This window comes from Streptomyces sp. NPDC008137 (genome assembly GCF_042957035.1).
GTDB lineage: Bacteria > Actinomycetota > Actinomycetes > Streptomycetales > Streptomycetaceae > Streptomyces.
Genome location: NZ_JBIBHN010000003.1, coordinates 29249 through 48792, shown reverse-complemented (window position 1 = coordinate 48792; position 19544 = coordinate 29249). Strand labels below are relative to the sequence as shown.

General features: G+C 72.8%; 11 protein-coding genes. 2 read left to right on the top strand and 9 right to left on the bottom strand.

Annotated elements, in window-relative coordinates; translation table 11 throughout:
- Positions 1-97: 97 nt before the first annotated feature.
- The 6 genes from ACFZBT_RS06220 to ACFZBT_RS06195 form a co-directional block, all read right to left on the bottom strand.
- Positions 98-1783: a protein kinase gene (locus ACFZBT_RS06220; protein WP_391099022.1), complete on the bottom strand. Its 1686-nt coding sequence runs from the start codon at positions 1781-1783 to the stop codon at positions 98-100.
- Between the two features lie 71 nt (positions 1784-1854).
- A complete protein-coding gene (locus ACFZBT_RS06215) occupies positions 1855-3516 on the bottom strand; it encodes a protein kinase (RefSeq protein ID WP_391099019.1) in 1662 nt (553 codons plus the stop codon).
- 82 nt (positions 3517-3598) lie between these two features.
- Positions 3599-4813: a protein kinase gene (locus ACFZBT_RS06210; RefSeq protein WP_391099017.1), complete on the bottom strand. Its 1215-nt coding sequence runs from the start codon at positions 4811-4813 to the stop codon at positions 3599-3601.
- 105 nt (positions 4814-4918) lie between these two features.
- Positions 4919-6649 carry a protein kinase gene (locus tag ACFZBT_RS06205; protein ID WP_391099014.1) on the bottom strand — a complete coding sequence of 577 codons (1731 nt, stop codon included), beginning with the start codon at positions 6647-6649 and terminating at the stop codon, positions 4919-4921.
- 167 nt (positions 6650-6816) lie between these two features.
- On the bottom strand, positions 6817-9345 hold the full coding sequence (locus ACFZBT_RS06200) for a protein kinase (protein ID WP_391099011.1): 2529 nt from the start codon (positions 9343-9345) through the stop codon (positions 6817-6819).
- A 154-nt stretch (positions 9346-9499) separates the two neighbouring features.
- Positions 9500-11542 carry a protein kinase gene (locus ACFZBT_RS06195; protein ID WP_391099009.1) on the bottom strand — a complete coding sequence of 681 codons (2043 nt, stop codon included), beginning with the start codon at positions 11540-11542 and terminating at the stop codon, positions 9500-9502.
- A 172-nt stretch (positions 11543-11714) separates the two neighbouring features.
- On the opposite strand from ACFZBT_RS06195, the gene ACFZBT_RS06190 reads away from it, so the two are divergent.
- Positions 11715-12758 (top strand): serine hydrolase, encoded by a 1044-nt coding sequence (locus tag ACFZBT_RS06190; RefSeq protein ID WP_391099007.1) that lies wholly within the window; start codon positions 11715-11717, stop codon positions 12756-12758.
- A gap of 82 nt (positions 12759-12840) precedes the next feature.
- Here the strand turns inward: ACFZBT_RS06190 and ACFZBT_RS06185 are convergent, their stop codons facing one another.
- Complete coding sequence (locus tag ACFZBT_RS06185) at positions 12841-14547, bottom strand: FAD-dependent oxidoreductase (protein WP_391099005.1); 1707 nt, start codon at positions 14545-14547, stop codon at positions 12841-12843.
- Positions 14548-14817: 270 nt separating this feature from the next.
- On the opposite strand from ACFZBT_RS06185, the gene ACFZBT_RS06180 reads away from it, so the two are divergent.
- Positions 14818-16026: a nucleotide sugar dehydrogenase gene (locus tag ACFZBT_RS06180; RefSeq protein WP_391099003.1), complete on the top strand. Its 1209-nt coding sequence runs from the start codon at positions 14818-14820 to the stop codon at positions 16024-16026.
- A gap of 646 nt (positions 16027-16672) precedes the next feature.
- Here the strand turns inward: ACFZBT_RS06180 and ACFZBT_RS06175 are convergent.
- Complete coding sequence (locus ACFZBT_RS06175) at positions 16673-17797, bottom strand: GuaB3 family IMP dehydrogenase-related protein (protein WP_391099000.1); 1125 nt, start codon at positions 17795-17797, stop codon at positions 16673-16675.
- 116 nt (positions 17798-17913) lie between these two features.
- Entirely contained in the window at positions 17914-19422 is a 1509-nt protein-coding gene (guaB, locus tag ACFZBT_RS06170) for an IMP dehydrogenase (protein ID WP_391098996.1), read from the bottom strand.
- Positions 19423-19544 lie beyond the last annotated feature (122 nt).

Genomic DNA, 19544 nt, shown 5'->3' with positions numbered 1-19544 from the left:
TACGGCTTCACCGAGTGCACACACGACGCCAGTGGCTGCTGGCAACAAACGCCCTGATCAGCGCGTTGTGCGGTGACAGTCGGTGTAATTCAGCCTTTTACGATCCCGAGCCGATCCCCAGCCGGTCGCGGGCGCCCTCGAACAGCGAGGTGCCTTCCTCCTCCTCCGGCGTGCCTCTGGGCATGTCGACGCGCAGTTCGTACATGCGGTCGTCGCCGGTGCGGATCAGCAGGCGCAGGACGCGTCGAGGACCCTCGTCCGCGCGGTAGGCGGTGTCGGCGAGGGCGGCCTCGTGGCCCTGGACGCGGGTGCGGTCGTACCGGGTGTCATCGGTGTCCCCCGGGACGGCGGGTGCCTTCCGGGCCTGGTCCATCGGGGAGCCCGGGGCCCGGTCCCAGAGAAGGAGGCGGACCTGGATGGTGCCGCCCCGTTCGTCGCCGTAGAGCACGGTGCGGGGCTGGTCGGTCGCGCTGCCGGTCCGGTCGAGTTCGCGGTAGTGGCGCGGGAGGCGGAGTACGGCCGCCAGGTCCGGATCGTGGTGCGGGGTCCAGGTGTCCGTCGTCTCGGCGGTCTGTTCGGCGCTCTCCGCGCTGTCGGTGCCGCCGAGGTGGGTGGCGGCGCCGATGCCGCCGGCGAGCAGTGCGCCGAGGAGGGCGAGGGGGGTGGGGCGGAGGAGGCCGTGCCGTTTCGGCGACTCCGGTGGTGCCGCGGCCGCGTCCGGGTGGGTTTCCGGGCCGGGGCCTGAGCCGGGAACGGGCCCTGAACCCGGAACGGGGCCTGAACCCCGAACGGGCCCTGAACCCGGGCCGGGGCCTGGGTCGTCCGCCGGCTCCCGTATGTCTTCGGCCTCCTGGTCCCCGGCGGGTGTCTCCGCGAGGGGCGCGAGGGGCGGTGGTCCCGCGACCGCCTCCAGTTCCTTCGCGACCTCCTCGGCCGTCGGCCGCCGCGCGGGGTCGTGCGCCAGCAGCCGGGCGATCAGCGGGCCGAGCGGTCCGGCCCGCTTCGGTTCGGCCGGTTCGGCCGGCTCGGCGGCGAGGACGGCGGCGAGTGTCGCCTCCGGCGTGGTGCGGCGGAACGGGGACGAGCCCTCCACGGCGGCGTACAGCAGGGCACCGAGGGACCACAGGTCGGACGCGGGCCCGGCGGTACGGCCGGACAGCCGCTCGGGGGCGACGAACTCCCCGTCGGCCATGAGGGATTCCTTGCCGCCGGCATGGTCGAGGCCGAAGTCGGTGAGGACGACACGCCGCTCGGGGCCGAGCAGCACATTGGCGGGTTTCACATCCCGGTGCACGATGCCGACGGAGTGCGCGGCGCGCAGGGCACCGAGAACGGCGAGGCCGATCCGGGCCGCTTCGCGCGCGTCGACGGGGCCGTGCCGGAGCGTGTCCTGCAAGGACTCGCCCGGGACCGACTCCATGACGATCCAGGGGAGTCCGTCGAGGGCCTCGGCCGCGTCGATCTCTTCGGGGCCCGAAGGGCGCTGGCCTTCGTCCGGCCGCTCCGCCTCGACGACCACGTCGTGGATGGTGACCGCGGCGGGATGGTCGACACGGGCGGCGGCCCGGGCCGCACGGTGGAGCCGGTGGGCCGCACGCCGGTGGCTCTCGTCCTCCGGGCCGCCCGGCAACCAGGGCTGCCTGACGGCGACTTCACGCTGTACGAGCTCATCGCGGGCCCGCCAGACGGTGCCCGTCCCGCCGGAGCCGATACGCTCGATCAGCCGGTAGCGCCCACCGATCAGCCGGCCCTGGGCGCCCGCCCCGCCCCCGTCGTTGCTCATGCCCCATCAGTACCGTGCGGGGCGTGCGGTTGTCGACGCGGGCCGTTTCCGGGGGTGTTGGATGTCCGGGTTCAGGTCTTGTCTATGTCCAGATTCGCGATCGCCGTGCTCGCCACCTCACGTCCGCGGCCGGTGAAGTCGCCCTTGCCCGGGTAGCTGACGGTGAGCTTGTACATGTCGCCGCCGGGAGTCCGGTAGTAGAACATGCGGAGTTCGCGGGGACGCGGGTTCTCGCTGTCGTCGGTCGCGTAGGAGACGGTGTTCTCGGCGGCCTTCTCGTCCCTGTACGTGGTCACCCTGGGGTTCGTGCTCGGGTTCCGGGGCATGTCCAGGTCGTAGCTGCCGCTCTCCTTGAACCTGCTGTCGTCGTCGTACATCTCGGCGGCCGCGGAGCCCGCGATGTTGCCGCCGGTGTCCTCCGCCTTCCTGTCGAGGGTCAGGCCGATCCAGATGCTGCCGCTCCAGTCGGTGTACGTGACCCAGTGCCCCTGGTCCGTCTTCCGGTCGGGCACGGTCCGCCGGTACTCGTCGGGGACGGCCAGCGACACGGCGAGGCTCTGCTCCCGCTTGGTCTGCCAGCCGTCGGGCAACGGCCCGGCGAACGGGTCCGCGACGACCAGGCCCGCCGTCACCGCCGCCACGACGACGGCCACGCCGAGCCCGGTCCACGCCCCGCGGCCGAGCCGGATGCCCCGTCCGGCGGCGCCCTGGGCTGTGGCCCGCACGACCTGGGTGGGCTGTGCGGCGGGTGGGTTCGCGGCCGCCTCCAGCCGGGCACGCACCTGTGCCGCGTTCGGGCGGCGGGCCGGGTCCTTGTGCAGCAGGGCCGTGATGACCTCGGCCAGCGGGCCCGGGGCGGAGGCGGGCGGAGCGGGCGTGGCGTTGAGGACGGACTGCAGCGTGGCGGGGGTGTTGCTGCGGCGGAACGGCGAGACGCCCTCGGTCGCCGCGTACAGCACGACGCCCAGGGACCACAGGTCGCTGGCCGGGCCCGGGCGCTGGCCCAGCACCCGTTCCGGCGCGATGTACTCCGGTGAGCCGACGAAGCCGCCGGTGTCGGTCAGGCTGGTCTCGCCCTCGATCTGGGCGATGCCGAAGTCCGTGAGGACGACCCGGTCGTACCGGCCGAGCAGCACGTTGTCCGGTTTCACATCGCGGTGCAGGATGCCCGCCGCGTGCGCGGCCTCCAGCGCGCCGAGCACCTCCAGGCCGATCCGGGCGGCCTCGCGCGCGGACAGGGTGCCCTCCTGGAGCGCGTCGCCCAGCGACCGGCCCCGCACCAGCTCCATCACGATCCACGGCTGGTCGTCCACGACCGCCACGTCGTGGACGTCGACCACCGCCGGATGGTCGAGCCGGGCCGCGGCACGCGCCTCGCGGCGCATGCGCTCGAAGGCGTTGGCGCGTTCGCGGTCGGGAAGATGATCCGGGACGCGGGGCTCCTTGACGGCGACCTCCCGGTCCACCGTCTCGTCCTCGGCACGCCACACCGTGCCCATGCCGCCGTGCCCGAGCTTGGCGATCAGCCGGTAACGCCCGGCGATGAGCCGCCCGGCGCCGGGTTCCTCGGCCGTCGGCGTCGCCGCCGGCGCCTCGGTCGCCGACCGGGGCGACACGACCCGGGTGGGCGTCGCGTACGGGTTGCCCGGTACCGGCACCTGCGGGTTGGGAGGTTGCAGAACAAAACTTGTCGGCTCGTCGGCCCCGGATCCGGCTCCCCCGTCGTTGCTCATGAGGTCATCCATATCGCGCCAAGCGCTTACGTATCCACCAATGCCGCGAACCGGTCACAGACCCGTGACCCTGACCGAGGGCTTATCTCCCGTTTGTTCCGGTAGGAGAGCTGACCGGAGTGGTCGTGGGGGCGGGGGCGCTCGGGGACGAGGGCTTGGGCGTGGGCGTCCCGGGAGCCGAACTCGTCGGTGTGGAGCCTCCTCCCGGCTCACCGCTCTCGTCCATGAGCAGCGCCGCCGCGGACACTCCCGCCCCCGCCATCGCGGCGACCAGCAGCGCGGCCACGAGCACCCTCCGGGTGGGCTGCCGCATCAGGTGTTTGGCGAGCCGGCCCGGTGCGGGCATGGACGACGGCGGCATGAACGGCTGCCGGCCGGCGGCGTCCCGCGCTGTGCCGAGCGGCCGTCCGCCCGGTGTGTCCCGGACCGTCGGCACGTACCCGGGCGGCGGCGCCTCCGGCGTCCGGCCCGTCTCGCGAAAGGCCCGCAGCATCCGCTCCGCCCGGTCCGCGTCCAGCCGCCGGTCCGGATCGCGTTCGAGCAGGCCCTGTACGACGGGCAGGAGCGGCCCAGCCTGCGCGGGTGGCCGGATCTCGGCGGCGACGACCGCGTGCAGGATGCCGCCCAGCGAGTCGCGGCGGAACGGCGACTCGCCGCTGAGGGCCGCGCACAGCAGCGCGCCCAGCGACCACAGGTCGGACTCGGGCCCGGTCCTGGCCCCCGACATCCGCTCGGGCGCGGTGTACTCGGGCGAGCCGACGAAGGAGTTGTTCTCGGTGAGGGTGGGGGCGCCCGCGACCTGGGCGATGCCGAAGTCGGTGAGGACGACCCGGTCGGTTCCGGCCTCCAGCAGGACGTTCGCGGGCTTGAGGTCGCGGTGCAGGACCCCGGCCGCGTGCGCCGCGCGCAGCGCGCCCAGCAGGTCGATGCCGATGCGTGCGGCCTCGGCGGCGTCCACCGGACCCCGGGCGGCGACCCGGTCGGCGAGCGAACCGCCCTCGATCAGCTCCATGACGATGTACGGGCGTTCGTCGTCCTCGACGACGTCGTGGACCACGATGATGTGCGGATGACTCAGCTGGGCGACGGCCCGGGCCTCGCGCAGCGTACGGTCCCGCTGCCGGCGTGCCTCCGCCGCGGAGAGCGTCTCGTCGTAGGGGAGCTCCTTGACGGCCACGCCCCGGCCGAGCAGCTGGTCGGTCGCCCGCCACACGACGCCCATGCCACCGCGCCCGAGTCTCTCCTCGAACCGGTAGCGGCCCGCGATGACACGCGTGTTGTGCCCCTCGGTGCCCATGCGGCAATCATGCCCCACCGGACGGATCGGCTCCGGGGCGGCGCCCGTGGGTGGCCGAAACAGACGGCCCGCGTCAGCAGGGCTCCGTCCGCACGGGCCCCCGCGTCAGGAGGTCTTCTCCTGCCAGCCCTGGAGCAGCGAGGTGAACTGCTTGCGCGCCTTCGCCCAGTCCGCCGTCGGCGAGGACATGTAGAGCGCGTACTCGGTGCCGTCGCGGGCGACGTACGTCTCCTCGATGGCCCGGCGCGGGCCGGGGAACGGGGTGTCCTTCGCCCTCGCGGTCCAGGTGTACTCCCACAGGGCGCCCTCGCGGTCGCGGTAGACGTTCCGCTCCAGGGCGACCCGCTTGTAGTCCTGGAGCCGCTGGAGCTGCTGCTCCAGGTCGAGCTGGTGTGCGTACGGGTCGGCGAAGTCCGGTGAGGTGTCGATGGCGATCCGGACGAAGTGCCGTCCGCCGTCGGGCGTGTAGTCGATCTGCTTGAGCTCCCCCTTCTCGCTGAAGGGCTTGCGCTTCCAGCCCTTGGGCAGGGAGAGGCTGAAACCCACGGGGTCGTTGTGACGGATCCAGCTCTCGGGCACCGATCCGCCGGGCTGCCGCGTGCTCGTGGGGCCGACCGACGCCGAGGCGTCGGCCGGTGTCCGGCGGCTCTCGTCCCACTGCTGCAGCACCACGGCGGTGCCGCCGCCGATGATGGCCGCGAGCGCGACGACGAGGGCGAGCGTGCGCAGCCGACGACGACGGCCCGAACCCGAACTCGCCTGCTGCGAGCCCCCCGCAGCCGGACCGATGGTGGTGGGGCCGGTCCCCTGATGGCCGGCGACCGGGGTCCCGGACGTCGGCGTCCCGGGGGCGGGCGTGCCGGTGGCGGGCGTGCCGGCCAGCGGCGGGAGCGGTGTCCGGGTGTGCGAACCGGAGCCGGTGCCGGACATGCCCGTGCCCGCCGTGCCCGTGCCGCTGTGGGCGTCCCGGTACGGCGTCCCCCCGTGCTGCGTAGGGACGTACGCCTGCGCCCCGCTGGGCTGCCGCCCCTCCGCCGCCTCGGCGAGCATCCGCTCGGCCTCGGACGCGTCGGGCCGGGTGGCCGGATCCTTGCGCAGCAGGGCAGTGATGACGGGCCCGAGCGGACCGGCGTGCCGCAGCTGTGCGGCCTCTTCCTCGACCACCGCCTGCATGGTGGTCAGCGGGGTGGTGCGGCGGAACGGCGACCGGCCCTCCACGGCCGTGTAGAGCGTCGCGGCGAGCGCCCACAGGTCGGATGACGGACCCGGGTCGTGACCCCGTACTCGCTCGGGCGCCAGGTAGTCGACGGAGCCGACGACCTCTCCGGTCCGCGTGATGGTCGTGTCGCCCTCGATCTGGGCGATGCCGAAGTCGGTGAGCAGGACGCGTCCGTCCCTGCCGAGCAGGACGTTGCCCGGCTTGACGTCGCGGTGCAGGACACCGGCGGTGTGCGCGGCGCGCAGGGCCCGCAGCACCCAGAGGCCGACGCGTGCCGCCTCGCGCGGCTCGACGCGCCCCTCCTCCTTGACCGCGTCGGCCAGCGAGCGGCCCTCGACCAGTTCCATCACGATCCACGGGCGGCCGTCGTGCTCCAGCACGTCGTGGACCGTGACGACCGCCGAGTGGTTGATCCGCGCGGCGGCCCGTGCCTCCGCCCGGGTGCGCGCCAGGAGGATGGCCTGTTCGCTCTCGGAGACGTAGAGGGCCGCCGTCAACTCCTTGATGGCGACGGATCGGTGCAGCACCTCGTCATGGGCGCGCCACACCCGGCCCATGCCGCCGCTGCCGATGGAGTCGGCGAGCCGGTAGCGGCCCGCGACGAGCTGGCCCTGCATCTGATTCACGTTGCCCCGCAATGGTCTTGACAGGGTCAGCGTAAGGACCCGCCGCTCCCCAGGGAACAAGCGGGGTACCACGGTGACCGCACTGTGACGGTTGTCGCCTGCTGGGACGTGAGGCAACCAGGGGTTGAACTACCGCGTACAGGCGGCGCGCCGGACGCTCAGCCCGTCGCCCTGTAGGTCGCCGCCGCCTGCTCGTACAACCGCGTCACCTCGTCCCGCTCGGCCTCCGGCCCGCGCACCTGGACCACGTGGTACCGCCCCTCGACCAGCATCGCGAGGTTGCGCACATACAGCTCGCCCCCGTCGCCGCCGGTCCAGGTGAACTGCCCCTCGGCCATGGTCCGTCCGCCCACCTCGATGGTCTTCAGCCCGGTGGAGGTGGCCCAGCTGGAGTCGCGGTACGGCTGCAACTCGCGCTCCCGCTCCCGCTGGTAGGCCATCGGGTCACCGCCGTACTCCGACGCGCTGTCCCGGCCGGGCACGACGATGAGCTCGAAGTCGCCCTTCGCGTAGACGACCTGGCCGCTGCCGTTGCGCGGGGTGCGGTCCCAGCCCTTGGCGACGGCGACCTGGAACCCCGCCGGGTCCTTGCGCAGGGTGAAACCGTCGGCGACATCGGGGCCGGCGGTCTGAGTCTCGGCGGAACCGGCCGACCCCGACGGGCTCTTCTCCGCCCCCGGCGACGTCTGGTCGGGCCGGGGCTCGCTGCTGGCGTCCGGCTCGGGCGCCTGGCTGACCTCACCGGCGGAACCGGCACGGTCCGTGCCGCTCGTGCCTTCCGCGCCGTCGGTCTTCGACTTGGGCATGAAGAGCATGGCGTACGCGATCGCGGCGGCCATCGCGAGCAGGACCAGCAGGAGCAGCGTGCGGCCGAGGCGGTTCGGCGACCGGGACTCACGCTTGGCCCGTTTGTGCCGCCCGTGGTGCGCGGGCAGCCCGGCCTTCCGCCTGCGCACGAGCTCGCCACGGCGGCGTACGACGGGCAGCCGGCTCGCGTCGGCGGGCGGCGCCGCGACGACGTGCACCCCGGCCTCCGGCTCGGGCGCCGAGCGCACGAGCGAGCGCAGCCAGCCGCGCAGTTCCTCGAAGTCGAGGCGCTCGGTCGGGTCCTGACGCAGCAGCGACTCCACGACCGGCCGGAGCGGCCCGCACTCCTCGGCGTACGCGGGCGGCTCCGCGCACACCATCTGCACCAGTTCGGCCGTCGACTCCTCCGGGTAGGGCGCATGCCCCTGTACGGCCCTGAAGAGCAGCGCGCCGAGCGCCCACAGGTCGGTCGCGGGACCGATCGGGGCGGCCAACTGCCAGTTCTCGTGCACGGGTCCGGCCTGCTCGGGCGCCCAGCGCTCCGTCACCGGCCCCACCACCGCCATCCGGGCCTGCCGCGCCCGCTCGGCCGCCAGGGCCGTGGCCGGTCCGCGCCGGGTTGCGGGGGTGTCGGCGACCAGCTCGTCCCAGCGGGCGGGCGCGCCCTGGCCGGCGGGGTCCGGGGCCGGCGGGAGAGCCGCCTGCTCCTGGCCCTGCCCTTGCGGCAGGGGCGCGCCGCCGGTTCCGCCCCGGGGCGTGGCACCGTGCCAGGCGGTCGTCCGGGGGGCGCCGGCCACGCCGTAGGGGTCGGCTATCCGGCCCGGCGGCCCCGCTCCTGGTGCCGTGCCCTGCCCGGGGATGTACGGCGACTGCGCCGAACCGTCGCCGTGGGACGCGGGCCCGCCGTCCGGGGCGGACCTGGCTCCGGGCAGTGCGGCCCGGCCGCCCTCCTGCGCCTCCTGGACCCGTGCGGCGGCCCGGGCACCCGCCCGGTAGGCCGCGATGGCCCCGGCGCGCGCGACCCGTGGGTCACCGCTGTCGTCCGCACTCCCGCGGGCGGGCACGACCTGGCCCCCGCCCGCCGTGCCACCCCCGGCCGCGGGCAGTCCCCTGGCCTCCCGTGCCTCTATGGCGGCTCGCCGCGCGGCCTCAGGATCGGCCGCGCCACCGAGGCCGCCCGGGCCTCCGGCGCCGTTGACCGGCCCGGCACCGCCCTCGGGGGCCGGCCCCCGCTGGGGCTCTTCGGCGGCCGGAACCGGGTCGTACCCGCACAGCGCCTCCTCCGCGGCGCCCACCGCGAGACCGGTCAGCATCACCCGGCCGTCGTCGCAGACCAGCACCGTCCGCGCGGTGACGTTCCGGTGCACCCAGCCGTGGCCGTGCAGCACCCGCAGCGCCATGAGGACGTCGGAGGCGACCTCGGCCGCCCGGTACGGCGTCAGCGGCTTCTCGGCGAGCAGGGCCGCCAGCGGTCGCGCGGCCACCAGCTCGCTGACGATCCACAGCGAACCGCCCTCGGCGAACACGTCGAAGACCTGGTCGAGCCGCGGATGGTCGGGAATGGCCGCGGCGGCCTGGGCGGCGTCGACCGCGCGCCGTACCACCGGATCCGTGGGCCGCCGGGTGCCCGGGCGTCCGGCGGACCGCCGCGCGCCACCGTCACGCGCGGTGAAACCGTCACGCGCCGTGAAACCGTCGGGCAGTCCCTCCGCGTCGTGGACCTCGGCCTCGACCACCTCCGGCAACGGCACCTGCCGGACCAGGACTTCCTGTCCGCTGTAGGTGTCGAAGGCCCGGGTCTCGGTGAGTTCGTACTCGTCGGACGGCGGCAGCGGCAGGCGGTAGCGGTCGGCGAGTACCCGGCCCGCATAGTCGTCCACGTTGCCTCCCCCGTCAGCCCGGTCGGTCACATCCGTTCGCCCCACGGCCCGTTCCGGCTGCGCACGGACCGCAAATATTTACGATACGTGCCGCAGGCAACCCGCAATGTGGGGATGCCCAGATCTGCCTCCCCAAACCCGGGGAGGCTCACGCTCAGGACTTGGGTTCGAAGGTCTTGGCCAGCGTCGCCCACGTGTCCTTGCGCAACTGGTCGCCCCAGCCGTCGGCCTTCGCCGTGTACATCAGCGCGTAGCCCTGGGAGTCGTCGACGACGAACCCGCGGTCGATGGTGCGGTACTTGGTGCCGCTCTCCCGGTAGGTGAACTCCCAGTCGGCGGTGTTCCAGCCGCGGTAGTCCACCTTCTCTATTCGGATCTTCTTGTACTCGGCGCGCTGCATGTAGCGCTCCTGGTTCTTCCAGTCGGCCACCGGGTCGCCCTTGGGCGTGGACGTCCAGGCGATGAGCAGCTTCTGCCCGTCGGGCCCGGTGAACCGGTCGCCGGCGGAGCCCGTGGACTGGAACTTCCATCCCTTCGGCAGGCCGATCGAGTACCCCTGGTCCCCCTTGTGAGTCGACTCCGCCGCGGTGCCCTTTCCGGCGGACCCGTCCTTGCCGTCACCGGCCGACCCGCTCGCCCCGCCGCTCGTTTCGGTGTTCGAGGCGGGCCCCGACGGCGTGGGCTGCGTCGCGGTGTTGTCGGGGCGCGTGCCGCCCTTCTCGTCGCCCTTGGTGTCGGCGCTGCCCGACGCGGTGGCGACGGCCTTGCCGCCGCTCTCGCCCCCGGCCCCCTTCGAGCCCTGGCCGTTCCCGCTGAACGCGATGGTGAGCACCGTGCCGAGCACGGCGAGCACCACGACCACGGCGATGATCACCAGGGTCCGACGCGACACCACGTCGGTGAGCGGCGCCCGGGGCACCTGGCGCGGCGGCAGATCCGGGGGCGGCATGACGGGCCACCCCGAACTGCGCCCCTCGGAGGACGCCTTCGCGTCCTGCCGGCCCTGCTCACGGGACCCGGAAGCCACGGCACCCGAGGCCTGCTTCGGGCCCGACTGCGACACGGCCGCGCCCGCGCCCCCGGCGGCCGCCTCGTCCTTCGGTCCGGAAGCGGGCTTGTCGTCCTCGGTCCTGGCGCGGGTCGCCGCCGACGCCGCGGCCGGTCCGGCCGCGGCCTTGCGCACGGAGCGCAACGCCCCGCGCAGCCGCTCCCCGGCCTCCTCGCCCCGCTTGCTCCCGGCGCCCGCCGAATCACCCTTGCGCGAGGCCTTGTCCGGCTGCTTCGGCAGCGGCACGACCTTCGTCGCGTCCATCGGCTCCGGCTCGGCCGTCTCCGGCGCGTTGATGACGGAGTTCAGCATCGCCCGGGCACCCGCGTCGTCGAGCCGCTTGGCGGGGTCCTTGGTGAGCAGCCCGTGGATGACGTCCGTCAGCGGGCCCGCGTTCTTCGGCTCCTCCAGCGGCTCGGTCATCACCGCGGTGAGAGTCGCTATGGCCGACCCCTTGTCGTACGGCGGCGCTCCCTCCACCGACGCGTACAGCAGCCCGCCGAGCGACCACAGGTCGGCGGCCGGGCCAGGCTTGTGCCCACGCGCCCGCTCCGGGGAGATGTAGGAGGGCGCGCCGACGAGCATGCCGGTCGAGGTGATGGACGGGTCGCCCTCGACCTGGGCGATACCGAAGTCGGTGAGCACGACCCGGCCGTCGTCGGAGATCAGCACGTTCGACGGCTTCACGTCGCGGTGCAGGATGCCCTCGCGGTGCGCGGACCGCAGCACATCGAGGACGGCGAGCCCGACCTCGGCGGCCCGCTTCGGCTCGAGGAGCCCGTCCTCCCGGATGACCTCGGCGAGCGACTTGCCCTCGACGAGCTCCATCACGATCCAGGGCCGGTCGTCCTCCTGGACCACGTCGAAGACGGTCACGGCGCTGTTGTTGCGGATCCGCGCGATGGCCTTGGCCTCGCGCAGCGTCCGCGTGATCAGCCGCCGCTTCTCCTCCTGGTCGATGTTGGTCGGGAACCGCAGCTCCTTGACGGCGACCGTCCGCCCCAGCGTCTCGTCCTCGGCGCGCCACACCGTGCCCATGCCGCCACGGCCGAGCACGTCGCCCAGCCGGTAGCGCCCCGCCAGGAGACGCTCCCTGTTGTCCTGACGAGTGTCCTGACGAGATGTGCCCGCCCGCTCCGCCTCCGACATGCGTCCCCTCATACAACCCGCCCTGACAGAGCCTCCATTGTCTCTCACCCGACAAGTGCCCCGTGCCCAGGGGGCCCCTGGGCACGGGGTGCCGGGCCGGTTTGCCCGGAACCCGGGTGCGCCGCGCCCCGCGCCGCCTTGCATGATGGCCCCTGACGAGGGAGGAGCCCGCATGCCGCCGTTCCGGGCCTTGCCGGCCCTGCCGCTGGCCGTCGCCCTGCTCGGCCTGCCCCCGGCCGACTCCTCGGCACTGACCGCCCCGCCCACGGACACGGTGCTGCCACTGCTCGTGACCCGGGGCGGAGCCCCCGCCGCGGCCCTGCTGGCCCGGGAGGGAAGCGCCACCCGCTATGCCCATGCCGGTCCCGGAATCGCCCGGTCGGACCACTTCCGCGCCGGCAGCATCACGAAGACGTTCATCGCGACGGTCGTGCTGCAACTGGCGGCCGAGCACCGGCTGTCGCTGTCCGACACCGTGGAGCGGCACCTGCCCGGCCTGGTGCGGGGAGCCGGCAACGACGGCCGCGCGCTGACCCTGCGCTCCCTGCTCACCCACACCAGCGGCCTGTACGACTTCACCGCGGACACCGGAGGAACGGCACCCGTCACACCCCGTCAGGCCGTACGCATCGCGCTCACCCACCCTCCGGCCGCGCGCGGCCGCTTCGCCTACTCGAACACCAACTACGTCCTGCTCGGCCTGGTCGTCCGGCAGGTGACCGGCCACTCGTACGCCACCGAGGCCGAGCACCGCATCCTCACTCCCCTGCGTCTGACGGGCACCTCCTTCCCCGGCTCCCGCTCCTCACTGCCCTCCCCGCACGGCCGCGCCTACACCGCCGACGGAACCGACGTCACCGCTCTCGACCCCCGGGTGGCGGGCGCCGCGGGCGAACTGGTGACCACGCTCGCCGATCTGGACCGCTTCTACGCGGCCCTGCTCGACGGGCGGCTGCTGCCCACGCGCTGGCTGCGCGAGATGCTCGACACCCGTGCCGCACACGGCACGTACGGCATGGGCCTGTTTCCCGAGAAGCTTCCGTGCGGCACCACGGTGTGGGGCCACAACGGGCACATCTCCGGCAGCTATGTGCGCACCGCGGTGACCGGCGACGGGCGGCGGGTCCTCACCTTCCGCGTGAACACGGACGCGATCTCGGATCCCGACCTCGAACCCGCGGTGCTCGCGGCCGAGTTCTGCCCCCGCACCTCGTAGAACGACCGGGCCCCGAACGGAGATCCCCGCTCGCGACACTCGTTCGAGTGACGTCGGGAGGGGGCCCCGAAGCGGCGGGTGCCTACCGGGGCACGATGTCCGGCGCCCCCAGCCGCGCCGCGTCCGCCGTGAGGTCGTCGGGCTGCCGCTGCGACTCCCGCTCGGCCTCCACCCGCTTCTGGTAGTGCTCGACCTCACGCTCGATCTGATCCTTGTCCCAGCCGAGCACCGGCGCCATCAGCCCGGCGGCGTCACGTGCGCTGCGGCTGCCCCGGTCGAAGGTCTCGATCGAGATGCGCGTCCGCCGGGTCAGCGCGTCGTCCAGATGCCGCGCCCCCTCGTGCGAGGCCGCGTACACGATCTCGGCGCGCAGATAGTCGTCGGCCGCCGCCAGCGGCTCACCCAGCGACGGGTCCTCGGCGATGAGCTCCAGGACCTCCTCGGTCATCGCCCCGTACCGGTTCAGCAGGTGCTCCACCCGCACCACATGGAGTCCGGTCCGGGCGGCGATCCGCGCCCGCGCGTTCCACAGCGCCCGGTAGCCCTCGGCGCCCAGCAGCGGCACGTCCTCGGTGACGCACTCGGCGACACGCATGTCGAGCCCGTGCACCGCCGCGTCCACCGCGTCCTTGGCCATCACCCGGTACGTCGTGTACTTGCCGCCCGCCACGACGACGAGCCCGGGCACCGGATGCGCCACCGTGTGCTCGCGCGACAGCTTGCTGGTGGCGTCCGACTCGCCCGCGAGCAGCGGCCGCAGGCCCGCGTACACACCCTGGACATCGTCCCTGGTGAGGGGCACCGCGAGCACGGAGTTCACATGTTCCAGCAGGTAGTCGATGTCCGCGCTGGACGCGGCCGGGTGGGCCTTGTCGAGGTCCCAGTCGGTGTCCGTGGTGCCGACGATCCAGTGCCGGCCCCAGGGGATGACGAACAGCACGGACTTCTCCGTGCGCAGGATCAGCCCGGTCGTGGAGTGGATCCGGTCGCGCGGCACGACCAGGTGGATGCCCTTGGACGCCCGGACGTGGAACTGGCCGCGCTCCCCGACCATCGCCTGGGTGTCGTCCGTCCACACGCCGGTCGCGTTGACGACCTGCTTGGCACGGATCTCGTACTCCCCGCCCCCTTCGACGTCCTGCACCCTCGCGCCGACGACCCGCTCGCCCTCGCGCAGGAAGCCCGTCACCCGCGCGCGGTTGGCGGCCTTGGCGCCGTACGCCACCGCCGTGCGCACCAGGTTGGTCACATAGCGGGCGTCGTCCATCTGGGCGTCGTAGTACTGGAGCGCCCCGACCAGGGCGTCCTTCTTCAAGCAGGGTGCCACGCGCAGGGCGTGAGAACGGGTCAGGTGGCGGTGCACCGGCAGGCCCCGGCCATGGCCGCGCGCCATGGACATGGCGTCGTACATCGCGACGCCCGACCCGGCGTACAGGCGCTCCCAGCCCTTGTGCTGCAGCGGGTACAGGAACGGCACGGGCTTCACCAGGTGCGGGGCGAGCCGTTCCAGCAGCAGGCCGCGCTCCTTCAGCGCCTCCCGGACGAGCGCGAAGTCGAGCATCTCCAGATAGCGCAGGCCGCCGTGGATCAGCTTGCTGGACCGGCTGGAGGTGCCCGAAGCCCAGTCGCGCGCCTCGACCAGGCCCGTGGCCAGGCCCCGGGTCACGGCGTCGAGGGCGGTGCCCGCACCGACCACGCCCGCGCCCACGACCAGCACGTCCAGCTCCCGCTCGGCCATGGATGCAAGTGACTCGGCTCGCTGCGCCGGCCCGAGTGTCGCTGTCCTCACACTGCCTCCCGCTCATCGGTCGCGCCGGCCGCACCCGTCGGGTGAGGCCCCGTCCGTATCCCCCATGCCCAAAATTCTGACCGGGTTGCCCGACTTCAGCCACCACGGGCCCCAGCCTGTGGACAACCCACACGGGACACTCACCGAAACTCGGCCAGGCAATCCCACATAACGGTCATATTTACTCCTAGTCTGACATTGCACTCGCCCGTCCTGTCCACAGGGCTTGCGCACCTGTCCCACTTCGGCTACGGGAAGGACGGCCACGCCGTGCCCGCAGATCTCGCCGTCATCGGACTCGGCCCTTACGGCCTGCCCCTGGCTCAGGCCGCCGTCGCCGCCGGCGTCCCCACCATCGGGTACCGGACCGGACCCGAAACCGGTTCCCTCAGCCCCGCCGAACTGCGCCGGATGCTCTCGGGGGGCTTCCGGCAGACCACGAACGCCGCCGAACTCGGCAGGGTACGCACCGCGGTCATCTGCGCACCGACCCCGCCGGGTGCGGACGGCCGGCTCGACCTGAGCCAGGTGGAGACCGCCGCCCGCACCCTGGCCGCCCACCTGCGCCCGCACACCACAGTGATCCTGGAGTCACCTGTGTACCCGGGGGCGACGGAGGAGTTCCTGCGTCCGCTCCTCGAAGAGGGCTCCGGGCTGCGGGCGGGCCGCGACTTCCACCTGGCCCACTCCCCCAGCCGCGTCGACCCCGGCAACCGCGACTTCACCCCCGCCGGCACGCCACAGGTCATCGGCGGCCTCACCCCGGCCTGCACCGAGTCGGCCGCCGCCTTCTACGGACGGCTCACGGACAAGGTGGTACGCGCGCGTGGACTGCGCGAGGCGGAGACCGTGCAACTGCTGGAGACCAACTACCGGCACGTCAACATCGCCCTCGTCAACGAGATGGCCGCGCTCTGCCACGACCTGGGCGTCGACCTGTGGGACGTGATCCGCTGCGCGGAGACCAAGCCGTTCGGCTTCCAGGCCTTCCGCCCCGGCCCGGGCGTCGGCGGCCACACCCTCCCACAGGACCTGACCGCCCACGGCGGCCGCAGCCTGCGCATGGTGGAACTGGCCCAGCAGGTCAACAGCCGCATGCCCCGCTATGTCGTCCAGCGCGGCGCCCAGCTCCTCAACGAACACGGCAAGTCCGCGCGCGGCGCACGCGTGCTGCTCCTGGGCGTCACCTACAAGCCCGACCTGGCCGACCTGGAGGGCACACCCGCCCGGGAGATCGCCCTGCGGCTGACGGACCTGGGCGCCTCGGTCAGCTACCACGACCCGTACATCCCCGACTGGAGCGTCCTCGACCGCCCCGTCCCCCGGGCGGACTCCCTCTACGAAGCGGCCGCCGACGCGGACCTGACCATCCTCCTCCAGCAGCACCGCACGTACGACCTCCAGGGCCTGTCAGTGAAGGCGCAGCTGCTCCTGGACACGCGGGGTGCGACACCTGCGGGGGCGGCGCATCGGTTGTGAAAGGGGGCGCGTGGGGTGCGTGAACCCTGAAGGCTGGTGGCATGCGGCGTGCGGCGCGGGTACCTTACGGACACAGGTGGAGCCCACCGCAGCGGTCACTGCGGCAGGCTCCAGGATGGATCACGGAGTGTCCGCCCCTAGGCTTCTTGGGGGCGGCCGCTCACCATCCGAAACAAGGCGGAGCCCACCGCAGGGGTCACTGCGGCAGGCTCCAGGATGGATCACGGAGTGTCCGCCCCTAGTTCACATGGGGGCGGCCGCTCACCATCCGAAAATCCGCAAGATCCACCTCCTCCGGCACTGCACCATCCGAAGACGGAGTCGGTCCCAGCGGGTGGGCTTGCGGTGGCGGCCCATGGGCGCCCCCTTCCACGACGCTGCCCATTGACCCGGTGGGCAGCACGTCGGAATCGGGCCGGGCCCCGAGGGGCCGGGGTCCGGAACCGTGTCCTTGGAAGGGGGAGCCCAGAAGAACCTGGGCGCCGATCACGGACACTAGCGCCTCGAAACCGCCTTTCAGGGGGCCGAACGGCCCGAAGGCAACCGTGCGCCCCCATCCCCGACACGCGCCCCGCCAAAGCGGGTTGGGCATGCGAAAGGGCCCGGCCACTCACCGAGTGACCAGGCCCTTCTGAGTCCGAAAGCCTTACCGCCGGTGCTGCGAGTCCGCCACCGTCACCTCGACGCGCTGGAACTCCTTCAGCTCGCTGTAGCCGGTGGTGGCCATGGCGCGGCGCAGGGCGCCGAAGAGGTTCATCGAGCCGTCGGGGGTGTGGGACGGGCCGGTGAGGATCTCCTCGAGGGTCCCGACCGTGCCGAGGTCGACCTTCTTGCCGCGCGGCAGCTCCTCGTTCACGGCCTCCATGCCCCAGTGGTGCCCCTTGCCCGGACCGTCGGTCGCGCGGGCGAGCGGGGAGCCCATCATGACCGCGTCGGCACCGCAGGCGATCGCCTTGGGCAGGTCGCCGGACCAGCCGACACCGCCATCCGCGATCACGTGCACGTACCGGCCGCCGGACTCGTCCATGTAGTCACGGCGCGCGGCGGCCACGTCGGCGACGGCCGTCGCCATCGGGACCTGGATGCCGAGCACGTTGCGCGTGGTGTGCGCGGCGCCGCCGCCGAAGCCGACGAGCACACCGGCCGCGCCGGTGCGCATCAGGTGCAGGGCCGCGGTGTACGTGGCGCAGCCGCCGACGATCACCGGGACGTCCAGCTCGTAGATGAACTGCTTCAGGTTCAGCGGCTCGGACGCGCCGGAGACGTGCTCCGCGGAGACCGTCGTACCGCGGATGACGAAGATGTCCACGCCCGCGTCGACGACGGCCTTGGAGAACTGGGCCGTGCGCTGCGGGGAGAGCGCGGCGGCCGTGACCACGCCCGAGTCGCGCACCTCCTTGATGCGGGCGCCGATCAGCTCCTCCTTGATCGGCGCGGCGTAGATCTCCTGGAGCCGCCGGGTCGCCGCCTCGGCGGGCAGCTCGGCGATCTCGTCGAGCAGGGGCTGCGGGTCCTCGTGGCGCGTCCACAGGCCCTCGAGGTTCAGCACGCCGAGGCCGCCGAGCTCGCCGATGCGGATGGCGGTGGCCGGGGAGACGACCGAGTCCATGGGGGCGGCCAGGAACGGCAGCTCGAAGCGGTAGGCGTCGATCTGCCAGGCGATCGAGACCTCCTTCGGGTCCCGGGTTCGGCGGCTGGGGACGACGGCGATGTCGTCGAAGGCGTACGCCCGGCGGCCGCGCTTGCCGCGCCCGATCTCGATCTCAGTCACGTCTGTGGCCTTTCCCTGTTGCGTTGCAGCGTCTTCCAGTATCGCCGACGGGTACGACAGGGGCGGTCCCGGATGCTCCGGGACCGCCCAGGGTCCGTCTCACGCGCGCGTGCGGGTCACTTGCTACGGCTGTAGTTGGGCGCCTCGACGGTCATCTGGATGTCGTGCGGGTGGCTCTCCTTGAGGCCCGCGGACGTGATCCGGACGAACCGGCCGCCCTCCTGGAGCTCCGGCACGGTCCGCCCGCCGACGTAGAACATCGACTGGCGCAGGCCGCCGACCAGCTGGTGGACGACCGAGGAGAGCGGGCCGCGGTAGGGCACCTGGCCTTCGATGCCCTCGGGGACCAGCTGCTCGTCGGAGGCGACGCCCTCCTGGAAGTAGCGGTCCTTGGAGAAGGACTTGCGGTCGCCGCGGGTCTGCATGGCACCCAGGGAGCCCATACCGCGGTACGACTTGAACTGCTTGCCGTTGATGAAGAGCAGCTCGCCCGGCGACTCCTCGCAGCCGGCCAGCAGCGAGCCCAGCATCACGGTGTCGGCGCCGGCGACCAGGGCCTTGGCGATGTCGCCGGAGTACTGCAGACCGCCGTCGCCGATGACCGGGACACCGGCCTCCTTGGCGGCGAGAGCGGCCTCGTAGATGGCCGTGACCTGCGGGACACCGACACCGGCGACGACGCGGGTGGTGCAGATGGAGCCGGGGCCGACACCGACCTTGATGCCGTCGACGCCCGCGTCGACCAGGGCCTTGGCACCGTCGCGCGTGGCGATGTTGCCGCCGATGACGTCGACGCCGTTGGCGTTCGACTTGATCTTGGCGACCATGTCGCCGACCAGCCGGGAGTGGCCGTGCGCGGTGTCGACGACGATGAAGTCGACGCCCGCCTCGATCAGGGCCTGGGCGCGCTCGTAGGAGTCACCGGCGACACCGACGGCGGCACCGACGAGGAGACGGCCCTCCGCGTCCTTGGCGGCGCTCGGGTACTTCTCCGCCTTGACGAAGTCCTTGACGGTGATCAGGCCCTTGAGGACGCCCTCGTCGTCGACCAGCGGCAGCTTCTCGATCTTGTGCTTGCGCAGCAGCTCCATGGCCTCGACACCGGAGATGCCGACCTTGCCGGTGACCAGCGGCATCGGCGTCATGACCTCGCGGACCCGGCGGGTGCGGTCGGTCTCGAAGGCCATGTCGCGGTTGGTGACGATGCCGAGCAGCTTCTTGCCGGGGTCGGTGACCGGGACGCCGCTGATGCGGAACTTGGCGCACAGCGCGTCGGCCTCGGCGAGCGTGGCGTCCGGGTGGACCGTGATCGGGTCGGCCACCATGCCCGACTCGGACCGCTTCACCAGGTCGACCTGGTTGGCCTGGTCCTCGATGGACAGATTGCGGTGCAGCACGCCGACGCCGCCCTGGCGGGCCATCGCGATCGCCATGCGCGACTCGGTGACCTTGTCCATGGCGGCGGACAGCAGCGGGATGTTGACCCGCACGTTCTTCGAGACGTACGAGGCGGTGTCGATCTCGTCGGGTGCCATGTCCGACGGGCCCGGCAGCAGCAGCACGTCGTCGTAGGTCAGCCCGAGTGTCGCGAATTTTCCGGGCACTCCGTCGACGTTGGCAGTCATGACACCTTCCCCAAATGGCCTTGATCGGTGCGGATGTCCATGCTAACGGGAAGCGCGGCTGTCTCATTCCACGGTTCCGGTCCGCTCCGGGCTTCGTATGTTCGTACGGAGGCCGCCCACCG

Coding starts and splice junctions, on each gene's coding strand:
- ACFZBT_RS06220 (WP_391099022.1), bottom strand. CDS start 1,783: ATGAGCAACGACGGGGGCGGGGCGGGCGCCCAGGGCCGGCTGATCGGT.
- ACFZBT_RS06215 (WP_391099019.1), bottom strand. CDS start 3,516: ATGAGCAACGACGGGGGAGCCGGATCCGGGGCCGACGAGCCGACAAGT.
- ACFZBT_RS06210 (WP_391099017.1), bottom strand. CDS start 4,813: ATGGGCACCGAGGGGCACAACACGCGTGTCATCGCGGGCCGCTACCGG.
- ACFZBT_RS06205 (WP_391099014.1), bottom strand. CDS start 6,649: ATGCAGGGCCAGCTCGTCGCGGGCCGCTACCGGCTCGCCGACTCCATC.
- ACFZBT_RS06195 (WP_391099009.1), bottom strand. CDS start 11,542: ATGTCGGAGGCGGAGCGGGCGGGCACATCTCGTCAGGACACTCGTCAG.
- ACFZBT_RS06190 (WP_391099007.1), top strand. CDS start 11,715: ATGCCGCCGTTCCGGGCCTTGCCGGCCCTGCCGCTGGCCGTCGCCCTG.
- guaB (WP_391098996.1), bottom strand. CDS start 19,422: ATGACTGCCAACGTCGACGGAGTGCCCGGAAAATTCGCGACACTCGGG.